The sequence below is a fragment of the Streptomyces sp. NBC_00102 genome (assembly GCF_026343115.1).
In the GTDB taxonomy this organism is placed as follows: domain Bacteria; phylum Actinomycetota; class Actinomycetes; order Streptomycetales; family Streptomycetaceae; genus Streptomyces.
This window is the reverse complement of the sequence record NZ_JAPEMC010000001.1, coordinates 837,874-855,142: the sequence shown is the minus strand read 5'-3', so window position 1 is coordinate 855,142 and position 17,269 is coordinate 837,874. Positions and strand designations below refer to the sequence as shown.

14 protein-coding genes are annotated in these 17,269 nt (G+C 72.8%); 8 read left to right on the top strand and 6 right to left on the bottom strand.

Annotated elements, in window-relative coordinates; genetic code table 11:
• Positions 1 to 68: 68 nt before the first annotated feature.
• The 5 genes from OHA55_RS03845 to hmgA all read right to left on the bottom strand — a co-directional run bounded on the left by OHA55_RS03845 (position 69) and on the right by hmgA (position 5,921).
• The gene (locus tag OHA55_RS03845; RefSeq protein WP_266710400.1) at positions 69 to 1,271 is read right to left on the bottom strand and encodes a type ISP restriction/modification enzyme; all 1,203 of its coding nucleotides are present in this window, start codon (positions 1,269 to 1,271) and stop codon (positions 69 to 71) included.
• A gap of 493 nt (positions 1,272 to 1,764) precedes the next feature.
• Positions 1,765 to 2,157: a hypothetical protein gene (locus OHA55_RS03840; RefSeq protein ID WP_266702785.1), complete on the bottom strand. Its 393-nt coding sequence runs from the start codon at positions 2,155 to 2,157 to the stop codon at positions 1,765 to 1,767.
• 386 nt (positions 2,158 to 2,543) lie between these two features.
• Positions 2,544 to 3,197 (bottom strand): hypothetical protein, encoded by a 654-nt coding sequence (locus tag OHA55_RS03835; RefSeq protein WP_266702783.1) that lies wholly within the window; start codon positions 3,195 to 3,197, stop codon positions 2,544 to 2,546.
• Between the two features lie 449 nt (positions 3,198 to 3,646).
• A complete protein-coding gene (locus OHA55_RS03830) occupies positions 3,647 to 4,516 on the bottom strand; it encodes a GntR family transcriptional regulator (RefSeq protein WP_266702781.1) in 870 nt (289 codons plus the stop codon).
• A 49-nt stretch (positions 4,517 to 4,565) separates the two neighbouring features.
• Entirely contained in the window at positions 4,566 to 5,921 is a 1,356-nt protein-coding gene (gene hmgA / locus OHA55_RS03825) for a homogentisate 1,2-dioxygenase (RefSeq protein WP_266702779.1), read from the bottom strand.
• 254 nt (positions 5,922 to 6,175) lie between these two features.
• Between hmgA and OHA55_RS03820 the strand changes: the two genes are divergently transcribed.
• The 3 genes from OHA55_RS03820 (at position 6,176) to OHA55_RS03810 (ending at position 10,830) form a co-directional block, all read left to right on the top strand.
• Complete coding sequence (locus tag OHA55_RS03820) at positions 6,176 to 6,787, top strand: TetR/AcrR family transcriptional regulator (RefSeq protein ID WP_266702777.1); 612 nt, start codon at positions 6,176 to 6,178, stop codon at positions 6,785 to 6,787.
• A gap of 130 nt (positions 6,788 to 6,917) precedes the next feature.
• A complete protein-coding gene (locus tag OHA55_RS03815; protein ID WP_266702775.1) occupies positions 6,918 to 9,098 on the top strand; it encodes a molybdopterin-dependent oxidoreductase in 2,181 nt (726 codons plus the stop codon).
• A 301-nt stretch (positions 9,099 to 9,399) separates the two neighbouring features.
• Complete coding sequence (locus OHA55_RS03810) at positions 9,400 to 10,830, top strand: ABC transporter ATP-binding protein (protein ID WP_266702773.1); 1,431 nt, start codon at positions 9,400 to 9,402, stop codon at positions 10,828 to 10,830.
• An 80-nt stretch (positions 10,831 to 10,910) separates the two neighbouring features.
• Here OHA55_RS03810 and OHA55_RS03805 read toward each other — a convergent pair whose 3' ends face one another.
• Positions 10,911 to 11,645 carry a helix-turn-helix domain-containing protein gene (locus OHA55_RS03805; RefSeq protein ID WP_266702771.1) on the bottom strand — a complete coding sequence of 245 codons (735 nt, stop codon included), beginning with the start codon at positions 11,643 to 11,645 and terminating at the stop codon, positions 10,911 to 10,913.
• A 241-nt stretch (positions 11,646 to 11,886) separates the two neighbouring features.
• Between OHA55_RS03805 and OHA55_RS03800 the strand changes: the two genes are divergently transcribed.
• From OHA55_RS03800 to OHA55_RS03780, 5 genes are all read left to right on the top strand, one after another.
• The gene (locus tag OHA55_RS03800; RefSeq protein ID WP_266702769.1) at positions 11,887 to 12,558 is read left to right on the top strand and encodes a DUF4097 family beta strand repeat-containing protein; all 672 of its coding nucleotides are present in this window, start codon (positions 11,887 to 11,889) and stop codon (positions 12,556 to 12,558) included.
• A gap of 12 nt (positions 12,559 to 12,570) precedes the next feature.
• On the top strand, positions 12,571 to 13,584 hold the full coding sequence (locus OHA55_RS03795) for an ATP-binding cassette domain-containing protein (RefSeq protein ID WP_266702767.1): 1,014 nt from the start codon (positions 12,571 to 12,573) through the stop codon (positions 13,582 to 13,584).
• Entirely contained in the window at positions 13,581 to 14,366 is a 786-nt protein-coding gene (locus tag OHA55_RS03790) for an ABC transporter permease (protein ID WP_266702765.1), read from the top strand. Before OHA55_RS03795 ends, OHA55_RS03790 begins: the two co-directional genes overlap by 4 nt.
• 323 nt (positions 14,367 to 14,689) lie before the next feature.
• Positions 14,690 to 16,084: an aldehyde dehydrogenase family protein gene (locus tag OHA55_RS03785; protein ID WP_266702763.1), complete on the top strand. Its 1,395-nt coding sequence runs from the start codon at positions 14,690 to 14,692 to the stop codon at positions 16,082 to 16,084.
• Between the two features lie 89 nt (positions 16,085 to 16,173).
• A complete protein-coding gene (locus OHA55_RS03780) occupies positions 16,174 to 17,253 on the top strand; it encodes a Zn-dependent alcohol dehydrogenase (protein WP_266702762.1) in 1,080 nt (359 codons plus the stop codon).
• Positions 17,254 to 17,269: the final 16 nt, after the last annotated feature.

Sequence of the window (17,269 nt, the reverse complement as noted above, 5' to 3'; positions counted from 1 at the left end):
GACAGCGGTACGGACGAACGGCGTACGCGGCCCGGCCCCCTCCCCGCCGGGCGGCGCGCCGGTGGTCCTCACAGCAGGGCGAACTGCCCGCCCGGGCCTTCCTCCCGCCGGCCGAGCACCGACGCCGGGCGCCGCGCCGCCGCCGGAACCGGCAGCACCCCGGCCGCCCGCAGTTCCTCCCGCCCGAGGGTCCGGGTCGCGCCGATCCGCTCGGCCAACTCCCGCTGCCCGTCGCGGACCGGGTCCAGCAGGGCCAGTACGGTGATCAGCTCCAGCAGCTCCGAGGTCCACTCCCGGGGCCAGCCGGCCGGCCCCATCGCGTCCAGCCCGTCGCGCTCCGCGTCGGCCCACGCGGCCGCCCGCCGGGCGAACCACACCTCCAGCATCCGCACCCCGCCCACCCGGAACTCCCAGGCCTCCGCCGGGACCGGAGCGATCCGCCCCTCGTCGAGCAGCAGCGTCCCGCTCGCCGCGTCGTACGCCACCGAGCCGGGCCGGGGCGGCACCGCGGAGCGCACGTAGGGCCGCCGCCCGCCGGGCAGCCGGGGCCGCTCGCCACCGCGTGCCCCACGCAGCATGAGCCGGAGCAGCTCGCGGCCGAGCTCCACCCCCGCCGACCAGAGCGCCCCGTCGCGTGGCAACGGCACCAGGCACCCGCCGGGGGCGGGGCGCGCGGCGGCCAGGGTCCAGGCGAGCACCGCCTCCGGGGACACCGGCTCACCGCCCGCACCGGGACCGCGCGCGCCGAGTCCGGCCGCCCCGAGTGCGGCGCACAGCCCCGGGGCCAGGTTGGGTTCCGCACCGCCGGGGCGCCGGAAGAGCGGCCGGACACGGCCGGGGCGCCCGGCGGGGGAGTACCCGTCCGGGAGCAGCGCGGTCACCGACAGGGCGGGACCCGAGTCCCCGGGCAGGAAGCCGTGTTCGAAGACGAAGAGCTGCTGGGCGTCGGCCACCCGCCAGAGTTCGGGCCGGGCCGCGTCGATCAGCCGGTGGTCCGGAATCAGCCACTGCTCGTCGAACGGCCCGTGCTGGACGCGTACCGGCTCCGGGTACGCCCCCGGGTCCCGCGCCAGCGGTCCGGTGGAGGCGGCCCGCCCCGGCAGCGCGGCGGCCGGCGTCCGCGGGGTGCGCGACCGGGTGGGCCGGAACAGTCGCTCCTGCTCCTCGCCCCCGGCCCGTACCAGCCGTTCCCAACGCGCTTTCAGGGAAGCCGGATCGGGGCCGGTGACCCAGGACCGGCCGGTGCGCAGGGGCGGTACGGACCAGGGCATCAGCTCGTCCAGGCTGAGGTGTCCGGCGCCTTGACGCGGCACCGCGCGAGAAGCGCCGGAACTCGGCCCGGGGCCTGAACTCCGCGCAGGAGTTGCGCCGTTGCCGTCCCCGGAAGCAGGACCCGCCGTGCCCGGGGCGTCCTCGGCCGCCCTGCCCGCTGCCACCGTGTCGTCCTCCCGCTCGCCACGTCCGCCCGCTTCCTCCCCGGCATCGTAACGGGGCGGCGGGGCGCCGGACCGGGACACTTCATCTCCGTGGACCTCGTCGTCTACATCGGCGACCCCCTGCAGACGAACGCCTACGCCTACACCTACAGCCGGCCCGGTCGAACTTGCGGGACGCGGCCGGACTTGATGGTCCGAGCGTGGTGAGAACGGCCCGCCGGGAGCACGCACGTGACGTCGCTCGTCGACGGGCGAACATGGGCTGACGCGGCCCTGGGAGCTGTCCACGGGGGCGTGGCCGAAGTCGCCGCAAGAACGGAGGCAGGGGTTACGCGCTCCCCAGAGCCTTGATCACGTGGTCCAGTTCCACCGGCATGACCGCGATCAGAACCTTCCCGCCGGACGAATCGCACTCCATGATCCGTGATCCCGGGTTGACCGACACCGCCTCGCGCAGTGAGGGCGAGCGCAGCCCGGCCTGACGCAGATCGGCCGGCAGAACGATTTCCTGGCTGCCAAGGGAAGGCTTCCACACGAGGGGGCCGGGGCTGATCAGCAGACGTCCCGCCCTCCAGCGAGAGCCCTGAGCGGACCACTTGAGCCTGCAGGGCACGCCGGCAGGCTCCCCAGCGGCTATCGCGGTCGACCTCTGCTGCTGCTTCCGGCGCATCAGCCGTCCAACGAGGGCCGCAGCGACCACGCCAATCACCAGTTCGAACACTCGTGCATTCAAGCAGGCGGTACCCGTCACCAGGGGATCGGGGCACCGCTGGGTCCCGGGCGGTGCACGGCGTTTTCGCGCGAGTGCCGCTCGGACCTTCCGTTTCGAATCGGCGGTCGTTGTCGCCGGGCCGGCGGCGCGGTGAGCGGAGAGCGCCTCGCGATAGCCCTCCGGCGGATCCGGCCCTTGCACGGTTGCGACGGTGCGGTCGACCGGTTGAAGGCTGTCCGGCACTCCTGGCGGGTGCGCGACGACGGTTACGGCACCTCGCCGCGATGTCGGAACTTCCGCACACATCCCGTATGCGGACGCTCCTTCGCCTCGCGATACACCGCATCCGGCGCCGCACACCGATCCACCAGGAATTGCGGGACAGCGATGGGGGACTACCGCGGCCGGTGGGGTGTGCCGAATTCGCCGTCGGAGTACCAGCCGATCCGGGGTGCCGGGGGGAACGGTTCCGTGCCCGTACCTTCACAAGTGGCGCTTCCACCCTCGTCGGTGGGTGTGACCCAGATTCCGGGCCAGCGCGGGTGGCGGGAGGTGATGGGCTTCCGGCACGCGGCGCAGAGGACGGCCGGGACGTCGTGACGGCGCAGCAGGGAGGCGAATCCGTCTTGCCGTACTTCGTCGATGTGGTCGTAGTGGTGCGACCACTCCTCGATGGCCAGGGAGCTGTTCCACAGGGCGACGTCCAAAGTGTCGTCCCAGGTGGTCTCGGGGGTCACCGGGTACAGGATGCGCCAGCCGAAGAGCGGGATGCCCGGCCCGTGACGTTCAGGAGCATCGCTGAACGCCTCCGGGACACCGGCGGTGTAGTCGTCACCGCGGCTGTCCCGGATCTCTGCCTCCAGATGCGGTCGGAGCGCTCCTTGCAAGCGGTCCAGAGCAGCGAGGATGTTTCTCTCCAGCAGGGGACGCCCGTCCTCGGGAGCCTCGTGCCAGGCGCAGAGGATGGCCCCCTCCTGGACGGTGCCGAGGAAGACGGCCTGTTCGACGAACGCGGTCCCGTCGTCGAAGGCCAGGACGCGGTGTCGCATGCGTGAGCCTTCGACGCTTCCGATCCATTCCCACCACTCGCCTGCCCGCACCGCCGCGACAGCGTCGGCGGGCCTGGCGGACCGCCTCCGGAAAACGGACACGGGAAAGTCCTCGTCGGCACAGTCGTCATGGCACTCGACTTCACGGTCGGGTGCCTCCGAGAGCTGGGCAGGCAGCGCGGCTCTTGCCACCACGGTGGTGGTCGAGCCTCCAGATGCCTTGCGGTTCTTCTTGCGCTTCTTCGGCATGTCGGTCCTCTTCTCCCCGGCGCTTTCGTCCGGTACAACGACGCCGGCACGTACGGGGGATGCGGCCCTGCCCGAAGAACATGGCGGTCAGGCCTGGTTCGTGTCGATGAAGCGGCCGTGGCGGAGCTGCTCGGCCACCGCGACGAGGGCGGTGGGGCCCTTGCGGCTCCTGTCGGACCGGCGTCCGCCCCGCCAGGGGTTCAGTCCGCTTCCACCGTCACCGAGAAGGAGAACCGGTCGCCCCGGTAGTGGATGCGGGCCACGTCGACCACCCGGCCGTCGGTGTCGTAGGTGACGCCGGTGAAGTGCAGGATCGGGCTGAGCAGCGGCACCCGCAACAGCGCGGCGGTGGTCGGGTCGGCGAGCCGGGCCTCCACGGTGTCGGTGATCCGGGATATGGAGACCCCGGCCGAGTCCCGCAGGATCTTCGTCATCGGCCACCGCTCCAGCTCGGCGGCGTCGACCCGGGCGGCGACCTCCGGACGGACCGTGTTCTCCGCCCAGTTGACGGGCTCCCCGCTCGACGCGTCGCAGCGCAGCCGCCGGTAGCCGACCACCTCCTCGCAGTCCGGGAAGTGGTGGGCCAGTTCGCCGGGTACGGCGCCGGGGCCGTGGCCGAGGACGGTCGTCCGCTCGCCCGACTGCTGGGCCACGATCGCGTCGACCGACCCGAGCACCTGCACCGGCCGGCCCCTTCTGGCATCGGGCTCGATGAAGGTGCCGTGCCGTCGCAGGCGGCTGATCAGGCCCTCCGACTCCAGCTCCTTCAGCGCCTGCCGCATGGTCAGGACGCCGACTCCGTAGTGCGCGGCGAGCCGCTCCTCGGTCGGCAGCCGGAGGGGGGCGTCCCGCGGCCGGCCGAGTACCGAGGCGCGCAGCGACTGCGAGACCTGGTACCAGAGCGGGAGCTTCCCGTTCAGGACCAGGGAGTCCGGCGCGAAGGCGGCCGACCGGGCCTGCTCCGGCACCCCGGCCGAGGTGCCCGTACCCCCGCCGGCCCCCGCGTCGGCGGCGGCTCCGGGGGAGGTGCCCCGGCCGGTCCGGTTCTCCTCCGTGCGTGCTGGCGTCATGTCGGCCCCCTGACCCGTACGGACTCGCCCGGCCCGCCGGACGTCGACGTCATGGCCGGAAGTTGCTGTCCAGACCCTGCCACACCCCGTCGTAGCCGCGCTGCAGATGGGGGGCGGAGGCCGCCTGCCCGGTCAGCGACAGCGGCCGGCGCGTCTCGAACATGAACGCCAGCCCGTCGTCGACCCGCTGCGGTACGAGCTCGGCCGCGCTCGCCCGGTCGAAGGTCTCCCGGTCCGGCCCGTGCGCCGACATCATGTTGTGCAGCGAACCGCCGCCCGGGACGAAGCCGCCGGCCTTCGCGTCGTAGGCGCCCTCGATCAGCCCCATGTACTCGCTCATCACGTTGCGGTGGAAGTAGGGCGGCCGGAAGGTGTCCTCGCCGACCAGCCAGCGCGGGGCGAAGACCACGAAGTCGACGTCGGCCAGCCCCGGGGTGTCGGTCGGCGAGGTCAGCACGGTGAAAATCGACGGGTCGGGGTGGTCGTAGCTGATGGAGCCGACGACGTTGAAGCGGCGCAGGTCGTAGACGTACGGCGTGTGGCTGCCGTGCCAGGCGACGACGTCCAGCGGCGAGTGGTCCAAGGCCGCCGTCCAGAGGTTGCCGCAGAACTTGTTGATCACCTCGAACGGGCCCTCGCGGTCCTCGTACGCGGCGACCGGGGCACGGAAGTCCCGTGCGTTGGCAAGGCCGTTCGCGCCGATGGGTCCCAACTCGGGCAGCTGGAACGGGCTGCCGTAGTTCTCGCAGACGTACCCCCGGGCGGTCGCGTCGAGCAGCTCGACCCGGAAACGCACCCCGCGCGGGATCAGCGCCACCTCGCCCGGCGCGGCGCGCAACAGGCCCAGTTCGGTGCGGAGCAGCAGGGCCCCCCGCTCGGGGACGATCAGCAGCTCGCCGTCGGAATCGCTGAACACGCGTTCCGTCATCGAGGAGTTGGCGCTGTAGAGGTGCACCGCCATGCCCGTGCGGCCCGCCGCGTCGCCGTTGCCGCCCAGCGTCCACAGCCCGGCCACGAAGTCGGTGCCGGGGGCCGGGTCGGGCAGCGGGTCCCAGCGGAGCCGGTTGGGATCGGGCACGGACTCCGTGAAGGGCGCGGACCGCAGGCCGCCGTTGTCGGTGCGCACGAACGCCGGATGCGCGGCGGAGGGCCGGACGCGGTACAGCCAGGAGCGGTGGTTACGGGCACGGGGCTCGGTGAACGCGGAGCCGCTGAGCTGCTCCGCGTACAGCCCGAGCGGCGCGCGCTGGGGGGAGTTGCGCCCGTGCGGCAGCGCGCCCGGCACCGCCTCGGAGCTGTGCTCGTTGCCGAAACCGGTGGAGTACGCAAGCCCGTCGGCCGCTGTCCCCCCGCCTCCCGGGCCGTGTTCGTCGTCGGTGTGCCGCGTGCCGTCCGTACCGCCCATACCGCTGCTCCCGGTGCCGAGACGGGCTCCCGCCGAACGCGTGGGAACCGTGGAGAGTGAATCCTATGGGACACCGTAGGAATGGAGACCGCGTCCGTCAACGCCAATCGCCGCGCATCCGGGAGTCGTACGGGGGGTCCGGGGCCGGGAGTTCGGGGCGCGCGTTCCGCCGGGCGCTCCCCGCCCCGCCGCGCGCGTTCCGCCGGGCGCGGTCCCCGCGCCCGCCGCGCGCGTACGGGCGGCATGATGGGGCCGTGTCCCACCCGAAACCGAAGCTGCGCCGCGCCCCCGTCCAGCGGCGCAGCGCCGAACGGCTCACCCGGATACTCGACGCCTGCGCCGCGCTCCTCGACGAGTGCGGCTACGAGGAGCTCTCCACCCGGGCGGTCGCCGTCCGGGCCGAAGTGCCCATCGGCTCCGTCTACCGTTTCTTCCCCAACAAACGCGCCCTGGTCGACGCGCTCGCGGTGCGCAACCTCAACTCCTACACCGAACGCCTGACCGCCCGGCTCGCCGCCGTCCCCGCCGCCGACTGGCGGGGCGCGATCGACGCACTGCTCGACGAGTACCTGACGATGCGGCGTACGGTCCCCGGCTTCGCCCAGGTCGACTTCGGGGCCGCCGCGCACGCCGACGACCCGCAGCACCAGGCCAACCACCGGCTCGCGGACCGGCTCGCCGAACTCCTCGCGGGGCACCTCGGCGGCAGCCCGGACGCGGACCTGCGGCGGGCCGTCCTGGTCGGCGTGGAGGCGGCCGACGCCACCCTCCAACTCGCCTTCCGCGACGACCCGTCCGGCGATCCGGCGATCGTCGCGGAGATCCGGGTGCTGCTCCACGCCTACCTCGCGCGGGTGCTGGACTGACGGCGCGAGGGCGGTCGTGCCGATGGTGCCGCGTGCCGGGCGCGCCCGGTCCGGTCCCGTCCAGGGGCTCCCCGGCATGCGTACCGGTCGGTATGCTCGCGCTGACCCAGTCGCTCCCCGGGGAGGCCCCGTGTCCGCCAACTCCCGTACCGCACCACGCGTCTGCCCGCTCTGCGAGGCCACCTGCGGGCTGACCCTCACCATCGAGGGGACCACCGTCACCGGTGCGCGCGGGGACCGCGACGACGTCTTCAGCCGGGGCTTCATCTGCCCCAAGGGCGCCGCGTTCGGCGGGCTGGACGCCGACCCCGACCGGCTCCGCACCCCGCTCGTCCGCCGGGACGGCGTACTGCGCGAGGCGACCTGGCAGGAGGCGTTCGACACCGTCGCCGCACGCTTCACCGAGGTCACCGGCGTCCACGGGCCGCAGAGCGCCGGGCTCGTCCTCGGCAACCCCAACGTGCACACCATGGCCGGCGGTCTCTACCCGCCACTGCTGGTCGCCGCGCTGCGCACCCGTAACGTCTTCAGCGCCAGCACCCTCGACCAGATGCCCAAACACGTCTCCAGCGGGCTGCTCTTCGGCGACGCCAACGCCATCCCCGTACCCGATCTCGACCGCACCGGCCATCTGCTGCTCATCGGCGCCAACCCGATGGAATCCAACGGGAGCCTCTGCACCGCCCCCGACTTCCCCGGCCGGCTCAAGGCACTCCTCGCCCGGGGCGGCACGCTCACCGTCGTCGACCCGCGCCGCACCCGTACGGCCGAGCTCGCCGGACGCCACCTCGCGATCCGGCCCGGCACGGACGCCCTGCTGCTCGCCGCGCTCGCCCACGTACTCGTCGAGGAGAAGCTCACCGCCCCCGGGGCGCTCGCCGGCCACCTGGACGGGCTCGACCGGCTCACCGGCGCCCTGGCGGACTTCACCCCGGAGGCGGTCGCCGGCCCCTGCGACCTGGACCCGGCCGCCATCCGTACCGTCGCGCGGGAACTCGCCGCCGCGCCGGCCGCCGCCGTCTACGCGCGCATCGGCAGCTGCACCGTCGCGCACGGCACCCTCGCCAGCTGGCTGGTGGACGTCCTCAACATCCTCACCGGCAACCTCGACCGCCCCGGCGGCGCCCTCTTCCCGCTCGCCGCCACGGCCCGCGCCCCGCGCCCGGCCGGCCCCGGCAAGGGCTTCGCCCTCGGCCGCTGGCGCAGCCGGGTCTCCGGGCACCCCGAGGCCAAGGGCGAACTCCCCATGGCCGCACTGGCGGAGGAGATCGACACCCCCGGCGAGGGCCGCATCCGCGCCCTCGTGGTGCTCGCCTCCAACCCGGTTCTGTCCGCCCCCGACGGCGACCGGCTCGACCGGGCGCTCGCCGAGGGGCTCGACTTCATGGTCAGCGTCGACCCGTACCTCAACGAGACCTCCCGCCACGCCGACGTCGTCCTCCCACCGCCGCCGCCCTCCCGCTCCGCCCACTTCGACTTCGCGCTGAACGCCCTCGCGGTGCGCAACCAGGTCCGCTACACCCGCCCGGCCGTCCCCCTGGACGAAGGGGCCCTCGACGAGAGCGAGATCCTCGCCTGGTTGATCCTCGCCGTCGGCGGCAGCCACGGGGCGTCCCCGGAGACCGTCGACGAACTCGCCGTCGCCGCCGCCCTCGACCGTGCCGGAGGACCGCGGGAACTCGCCGCACGCCTCACCGGTGCCACCGGCCCCGAGCGCAGGCTCGACCTGATGCTCCGGCTCGGCCCGTACGACCTCACCCTGGACGACCTGCTCGCCCACCCGCACGGCATCGACCTCGGCCCGCTGCGCCCCCGGCTGCCCGAAGTCCTCAGGACCCGCAGCGGGCGGATCGAGCTGCTCCCGGAGCCGCTCGCCGCCGACCTCGGCCGGCTGCGGGCGGCACTCGGCGACACCCCCGCCCCGCTGGTCCTGGTCGGCCGCCGCCATCTGCGGTCCAACAACAGCTGGATGCACAACATCCCCGTGCTCAACCGCGGAACGAACACCTGCACCCTCCAGATCCACCCCGAGGACGCGCACCGCATCGGCCTCACCGAGGGGGCGACCGCCCGGATCGAGGCGGCCGGAGGGGCGGTCGAGGCACCCGCCGAGATCACCGACACGATGCGCACCGGAGTGGTGAGCCTGCCGCACGGCTGGGGACACGGCCGCCCCGGCACCCGGCTGTCGGTCGCCGCCGCGCGGCCCGGCGCCAACGTCAACCAACTGCTCGACGGCACCCTTCTCGACCCGCTCTCCGGGACCGCCGTACTCAACGGCTTCCCGGTCCTGGTGACCTCGGCCGGATGACGCCGGGGCGGGGGAGTCGCGGGCGTACGGACCGCGCCCCCTTCCCCGACCCGAGGGCGAACGGACCGCGCCCCCCTTCCCCGACCCCCCGGGCAACCCCGACGAGCCCTCCAACTCCCTTGATTCCAGGGAGAAAAGTTTGCGACAACCGGAATCGCCCATGGCACTTCCCGCCCAGCGCGCCCCTCCCGTCGCAACCTTCGCGCGAGTCATTCACACACCCCGCACCGTGGGTTAACTTCAGGCCACGCAGCCGCTCCCCACCGTGCAGCAGCATCACTTTTCCCTGGGCGGAACCCTCATGACTCGCGCGATCTCTCTGCAGGACATCAGCAAGGCGTACGGACGGGGTCCGCGCGCAGTGGACCGTTTCTCGCTCGACATCGCACCCGGTGAGTTCGTGGTGCTGCTCGGCCCCTCGGGCTGCGGCAAATCCACCGTCCTGCGGATGATCGCGGGACTGGAGGAGGCCACCGAGGGCGAGATCCTGCTCGACGGCGAACCGGCCTCCCATCTCCAGCCCCGCGAACGGGGCATGGCGATGGTCTTCCAGAACTTCGCCCTCTATCCGAGCATGACGAACCGGGCCAACATCGGCTTCCCGCTCAAGCTCCAGAACCCCCGCGAGGACTCCACCGGGCAGATCGAGGCCACCGCGCGGATGCTGGGCATCGAGGGCGTCCTCGACCGCTACCCCGGACAGCTCTCCGGTGGTGAACGCCAGCGCGTCGCCATGGGCCGGGCCATCTCCCGCCGCCCCTCGGTCTTCCTGATGGATGAGCCGCTCTCCAACCTCGACGCCAAGCTCCGCAACCACCTGCGCGCCGAAATAGCCCAGCTCACGAAGGAGTTGGGCGTCACCACCGTCTATGTCACGCACGACCAGTCCGAGGCGATGTCCCTCGGCGACCGGGTCGCCGTGCTGCGCGGCGGAGTGCTCCAGCAGGTCAGCTCCCCGCGCGAGGTGTACGCCCTGCCCGAGAACGTCTTCGTCGCGGCCTTCATCGGCACCCCCAGGATCAACCTCCTCCAGGCGGTCGTCCACGCGCCGCTCGAAGGCCGGATGTCCCTCGACCTCGGGCGCCAGCGCCTCGCGCTGCCCGAACCGCTCAGCCCCGACCACCAGTTGCTCCGCATCCAGCAGGGCCGCCGGATCATCGTCGGGCTGCGCTCCGAAGCGGTACGCATCGCCCCGCCGAGCCAGGCCCGCCCCGGCGAGGTGGCGCTCGGCGGCATCGTGCAGCACGTGGAGTACCAGGGCCACGAGGCGCTGGTGCACCTCAGCACCGGATCGCAGCCGGCCGTGGTGCCCGACCTCGAATCCGCCCGCCCGGAGACACCCGCCCGCCGGCGCCGCGCGGCCGGCGGGCGCGGAGGAGCGGCCCACGACTCCGGGGGCTCCTCGCGCGGCGGCCGCCGGGAGGGCACCGCCTGGGCCCGGGGCGGAGGCATCGGTGTACTGGAACGCCTCCGGGAGAAGGCCGGCCACATCAGCGGACCGGTCGTGGCGCTCGGCGAACCTCCCCGCGACGGGCGGGGGCAGACCATGAGCGGCCCCGACCGCCCGGCCGTCAGCCCCGGCGACCTCGTCGTGCGCACCAGCCCCGACATGCGGCTGCGCCCCGGCGGCCAGGTGCCCCTCCTGGTGGACCTGGCACACCTGTACGTCTTCGACCACCAGGGCCGGCGGATCTGCCCGCTGCCCCGGGACGTGCCGGGGCTGGACGTCTGAGCGGCCCGCCCGCACGCCGCGGCCCCGGGCCCGTGGCGGGCTCCGCGCCCGCGCCACGGCTCCCGGGGCGCGGTACGCCGTCAGCCCTCCGGGCCGGCTCCGGAGGGCTTCGCGACGAGGATGTCGCGGGCCTGCTCGGCGGCGCGGGTGATGCTCTCCGAGACGAAGGCGGTGAAGCGGGCGATGTTCTCCAGGCGGTGGGCGGACGGGGTGCCGGGACCCAGTACACCGACGCCCTGCCGTGCCACCTCGGCCAGTTGGGCGGTGGACCGGGCACTGGCCATCACCGACTGGAACCAGACGTCGTCGTCGGCGACGTACCGCTCGCGACGCCCCTCGTCGCGCTCCCGGCGGACGAGCCCCTGGCTCTCCAGGAAAGCGATCGACTTGGAGACGGTCGCCGGACTGACCTGGAGCCGCCGCACGAGGTCGGACGCGGTGACACTGCCCGCGTCGGTGGTGAAGAGGCAGACCAGAATCCGGGCCATCATCCGGGACAGTCCCGACTGTTCGAGGACGTCCGTGAACATCTCCTCGTACGCGTGCACCGCTTCCGCGTCCCGCCCGTGTTCCAACGGCGCCTCCGGCCGGCGTACTTCGGCCTCCGCCTGCCGCGGGCGCTGCGCCCGGCGTCCGGTGGCGCGCTGGGCGAGATCGGCGCGGTAGCCGGTGGGGCCGCCGTTGCGCATCACCTCGCGGGTGACGGTGGAGGTCGGGCGGTCGAGGCGCCGGGCGATCTCCGCGTAGGCGAGGTCGTCGGCCAGTCCGAGCGCGATCTGCTGGCGCTCCTGCTGGGTGAGTCTGCCTCCCGGCATCGCGTTCTCCTTCGTGGTGCGTGGGGCCCCAGCTTAGCGTTCGCGCTCAAGTCATTGCAACGACTGCCTGCTCGGCCGTTGCATTCGCTTCACGTCCATTGCAATGAAATCCCTCAATCGACCTGCGTTAATGGGGATTTCGCAGATTTCTTTGTTGCCGGATCTGTGAATGCAACGTAGCGTTTCTCATGTCGGAAACGGCGGGCCGCAGGGGCCCGCGAAGCAGACACAGGAGAAAACGATGCAGAAGTTCCCCACCCCCGCCCCGCTCTCGGCCGTCGTCGACATCCCCGCCGGACTCATCCGGTTCATCGCCGCCGACCGGGCCGACACCGCCGTCGAGATCCTGCCCGCGGACGCCTCCAAGGGCAGCGACGTCAAGGCGGCCGAGCGGATCGAGGTCACCCACGCCGACGGCGTCCTGCGGATCGAGGCCCCCGAGGCCGCGAACCGGATCCTCGGCTCCTCCGGATCGGTCGAGGTGACCGTCCAACTGCCCGCCGGTTCCCGTGTCGAGGCGAAGGCGGCCAGCGCCGAACTCCGCGGCGTCGGACGGCTCGGCGACGTCGTCTTCGAGGGACAGCAGGCCACCGTCAAGCTCGACGAGACCGCTACCGCCAAGCTCACCGTCCTCGCCGGGGACATCTCGGTCGGCCGCCTCGGCGGCCCCGCCGAGATCAGCACCCAGAAGGGTGACCTCCACGTCACCGAGGCCGTTCGCGGCACCGTCACCCTGCGCACCTCGCACGGAAACATCGTCGTCGGCGCCGCCCGCGGGGTCTCCGCCTCCCTGGACGCCGGTACCGCCTACGGCCGGGTGCACAACGCACTCGCCAACACCGACGGCGGCGCCGCCGGCCTGAACATCCACGCGACCACCTCCTACGGCGACATCACCGCCCGCAGCCTGTAAAGGAGCACCCCCATGGCACTCCCCACCCCCGACCTGGCCATCGCGGCGAACGGTCTGCGCAAGTCCTACGGCGACAAGACGGTCCTCGACGGCATCGACCTGGCCGTCCCGGCCGGGACGATCTTCTCCCTGCTCGGCCCGAACGGGGCCGGCAAGACCACCGTCGTCAAGATCCTCTCCACCCTCATCACCGCCGACTCCGGCGAGCTGAGCGTCGGCGGCCACGACCTGGCCGCCGCCCCGCAGGCGGTACGGGCCGCGATCGGCGTCACCGGACAGTTCTCCGCCGTCGACGGACTGATCACCGGCGAGGAGAACATGCTCCTCATGGCCGACCTGCACCACCTCTCCAAGGCCGAGGGCAAGCGGGTCGCCGCCGAACTGCTGGAACGCTTCGACCTCACGGAGGCGGCGAAGAAGCCCGCCTCCACCTACTCCGGCGGCATGAAACGCCGCCTCGACATCGCCATGACCCTGGTCGGCAACCCGCGGATCATCTTCCTCGACGAACCCACCACCGGACTCGACCCCCGCTCCCGCCACACCATGTGGGGCATCATCCGCCAACTCGTCACCGGCGGCGTCACCGTCTTCCTCACCACCCAGTACCTCGACGAAGCCGACGAACTCGCCGACCGCATCGCCGTCCTCCACGACGGCAAGATCGCCGCCGAAGGCACCGCCGACGAACTCAAACGCCTCGTCCCCGGCGGACACGTACGCCTCCGCTTCACCGACCCCACCGCCTACCGCGAAGCCGCCGCCGCCCTGCCCGACGCCTCCCGCGACGACGACGCCCTCGCCCTCCAGATCCTCAGCGACGGCAGCCAGCGCGAACTGCGCACCATCCTCGACCGCCTCGACACCGCAGGCGTCGAAGCCGACGAACTCACCGTCCACACCCCCGACCTCGACGACGTCTTCTTCGCCCTCACCGGCGGAGCCCGCGTCCCCCACCAGTCCGACCAGTCCGACCAGTCCGGCGGACAGTCCGTGCCGCCCCCGTCCAAGGAGGACGTCCGATGAGCACCCTCTCCCTCGCCGTGCGCGACTCGTCCACGATGCTGCGCCGCAACCTGCTGCACGCCCGGCGCTACCCCTCGCTCACCCTGAACCTGCTGCTCACGCCGATCATGCTGTTGCTGCTCTTCGTCTACATCTTCGGCGACACCATGAGCGCGGGCATCGGCGGCGGGGACCGCTCCGACTACATCGCCTACATCGTCCCGGGCCTCCTCCTGATGACCATCGGAAGCACCGTGGTCGGCAGTGCGGTCTCGGTCTCGATGGACATGACCGAGGGCATCATCGCCCGCTTCCGCACCATGGCGATCCACCGGGGATCGGTCCTCGTCGGACACGTCGTCGGCAGCGTGATGCAGTCGGTCGCCAGCGTCGTCCTCGTCGGGGCGGTCGGGGTCGCCATCGGCTTCCGCTCCACCGACGCCACCGTGCTGGAGTGGCTGGCCGCCTTCGGTCTGCTGGTGCTCTTCGCCCTGGCGCTCACCTGGATCGCGGTCGGTATGGGTCTGGTCAGCCCGACCGTGGAGGCGGCGAGCAACAACGCGATGCCGCTGATCCTGCTGCCGCTCCTCTCCAGCGCCTTCGTCCCCGTCGACACCATGCCCGGCTGGTTCCAGCCGATCGCCGAGTACCAGCCGTTCACCCCGGCCATCGAGACCCTGCGCGGACTCCTCCTCGGCACCGGGATCGGCAACAACGGATGGATCGCAGTCGCCTGGTGCCTCGGCCTCTCGGTACTCGGCTACCTCTGGTCGACCAAGACCTTCAACGCCGACCCGAAGTAAGCGGTCGTGACTCCGCGGGCCGCAGTGCGGCCCGTCCCCCGCGACCCGTACCGCCCCAGGGCGGCGTGACCCGGCACCGAGCCGGAGAGCGCCGCCCCTCGGCGTTTCCCGGTCGCGTCCACCGTGCGGCCGGTGCCCACGTGACGCGCGTCTCCGGACTCCGTCCGCACCGGCCCTGGCGTACAAAAACTAACAGCGCTAGTTTGAGACTCCGCCGCTCCACCGTTCCGCCGACCGGGTCCGGCCTGCCGGGGCCGGGGCGGCCGGGAGCCGGACGGACACCCAGAGCCGGACGAACACCGCAAGCCCGGGAGGAACAGCCCATGAAGGCGCACGACGGGATGTACATCGGCGGCGCATGGCGGCCCGCCGGGGGCCGCGACACCATCGCGGTCGTGAACCCGGCCGACGAGCAGGTCATCGCCCATGTGCCCGCGGGTACGGCCGCCGACGTGGACGCCGCCGTACGCGCCGCGCGCGCCGCGTTCCCCGGCTGGGCCGCTACCCCGCCCGCAGGGCGGGCCGCACGGCTCGCCGCCCTGCGGGACGTCCTCGCGGCCCGCGCGGAGGAGATCGCCGCGACGGTCACCGCCGAACTCGGCTCCCCGCTCCGGCTCTCGCGGACCGTGCACGCGGGCGTACCGGTGCTGGTCGCCGGTTCGTACGCCGAACTCGCCGCCACGTACGCCTTCGAGGAGAAGCTCGGCAACTCCACCGTGCTGCACGAGCCGGTCGGGGTCGTCGGCGCGATCACCCCCTGGAATTACCCGCTCCACCAGATCGTCGCCAAGGTGGCCCCCGCGCTGGCCGCCGGCTGCACGGTCGTCCTCAAGCCCGCCGAGGACACCCCGCTGACCGCCCAGCTCTTCGCGGAGGCGACCGAGGAGGCCGGGATCCCGGCCGGCGTCTTCAACCTGGTCACCGGGCTCGGCCCGGTCGCCGGGCAGGCGCTCGCCGAACACCCCGGGGTGGACCTCGTCTCCTTCACCGGCTCCACGGCCGTGGGCCGGTCGATCGGCGCCACCGCGAGCGGAGCGGTCAAGCGCGTCGCGCTGGAACTGGGCGGCAAGTCCGCCAACGTCATCCTGCCGGGCGCCGACCTCGCCAAGGCCGTCAACGTCGGCGTCGCCAACGTGATGTCCAACTCCGGCCAGACCTGCAGCGCGTGGACCCGGATGCTGGTGGACGCGGAGCGGTACGAGGAGGCCGTGGACCTCGCGGCGGCGGCCGTCGCCAAGTACGTACCAGGGGAGCGGATCGGCCCCGTCGTCAACGCCAAGCAGCGTGCACGGGTGCGGAGTTACATCGAGAAGGGCGTCGCGGAAGGCGCCCGGCTCGTCGCCGGAGGCCCCGACTGGCCTCAGGGGGTGGGCTATTGGGTCAGCCCCACCGTCTTCGCCGACGTCACCCCGGAGATGACCATCGCCCAGGAGGAGATCTTCGGCCCGGTCCTCTCCATCCTCCGGTACGAGGACGAGGAGGACGCCCTGCGGATCGCCAACGGAACCGTCTACGGCCTGGCCGGTGCGGTCTGGGCGGCCGACGACGAGCAGGCCGTCGCCTTCGCCCGCCGGATGGAGACCGGGCAGGTCGACATCAACGGCGGCCGTTTCAACCCGCTGGCTCCCTTCGGCGGCTACAAGCAGTCCGGCGTCGGCCGCGAACTCGGCCCGCACGGTCTCGCCGAGTACCTCCAGACGAAGTCCTTCCAGTTCTGAACCCGGCATTCCTGCCCGCCGATCCGCCCCCGCGCCCACCGATCCGCCGCCGGTCCCGCCGGGCCGGCCCACCAACCGAGGAGCCGTCCGTGGTTCGCGCCGCCGTACTGCCCGCCGTCCAAGCGCCGCTGGAGATCACCGACATCGAGCTGCCGGAGACCGGTCCCGGCCAGGTGAGGGTGAGCCTGGCCGCCGCCGGGGTCTGCCACTCCGACCTCTCCCTGAGCAACGGCACCATGCGGCTGCCGGTGCCCTGCGTACTCGGCCACGAGGGCGCGGGCACCGTGCTGGAGGTCGGCGAGGGCGTCGAGCACGTCGCCCCCGGCGACGGGGTCGTCCTCAACTGGGCCCCCTCATGCGGCGTTTGTCACCCCTGCCGGATCGGCGAGGTCTGGCTCTGCGCCGACGCACTGAAGGGCGCCGCGAACGTCCACGCCCGTCTCGCCGACGGCACCGAACTCCACCCCGGCCTGAACGTCGGCGCGTTCGCGCAGGAGACCCTCGTCGCCGCGAACTGCGTGCTGCCCGCCCCGGCCGGCATCCCGCTCACCGACGCGGCCCTCCTCGGCTGCGCGGTACTCACCGGCTACGGCGCGGTCCACCACTCCGCCCGGGTACGCGCCGGGGAGACCGTGGCCGTGTTCGGGATCGGCGGGGTCGGCCTCGCCGTGCTCCAGTCGGCGCGCATCGCCGGGGCCTCCCGGATCGTCGCGGTGGACGTCACACCGGAGAAGGAGGAGCTGGCACGCCTGGCCGGCGCCACCGATTACGTCGTCGCCTCCGCCACCACCCCGCGCGAGATCCGCAAACTCACCGACGGGGTGGGCGCGGACGTGGCCGTGGAGTGCGTGGGCCGCGCGCAGACCATCCGTACCGCCTGGGAGTCCACCCGCAGGGGCGGCCGCACCACCGTCGTCGGCATCGGAGCCAAGGACCAGGACGTCACCTTCAACGCCCTGGAGATCTTCCACTGGGGCCGCACCCTGACCGGCTGCGTCTACGGCAACAGCGACCCGGAACGCGATCTGCCGGTGCTCGCCGCACACATCCGCGCGGGCCGCTTCGACGTCTCGTCGATGGTCACCGAGCGGATCTCCCTCGACGGCATCCCCGCCGCCTTCGAGAACATGATCGCCGGAAAGGGCGGCCGGGCCCTGGTCACGTTCTGAGCCGCGGCGCGCCACG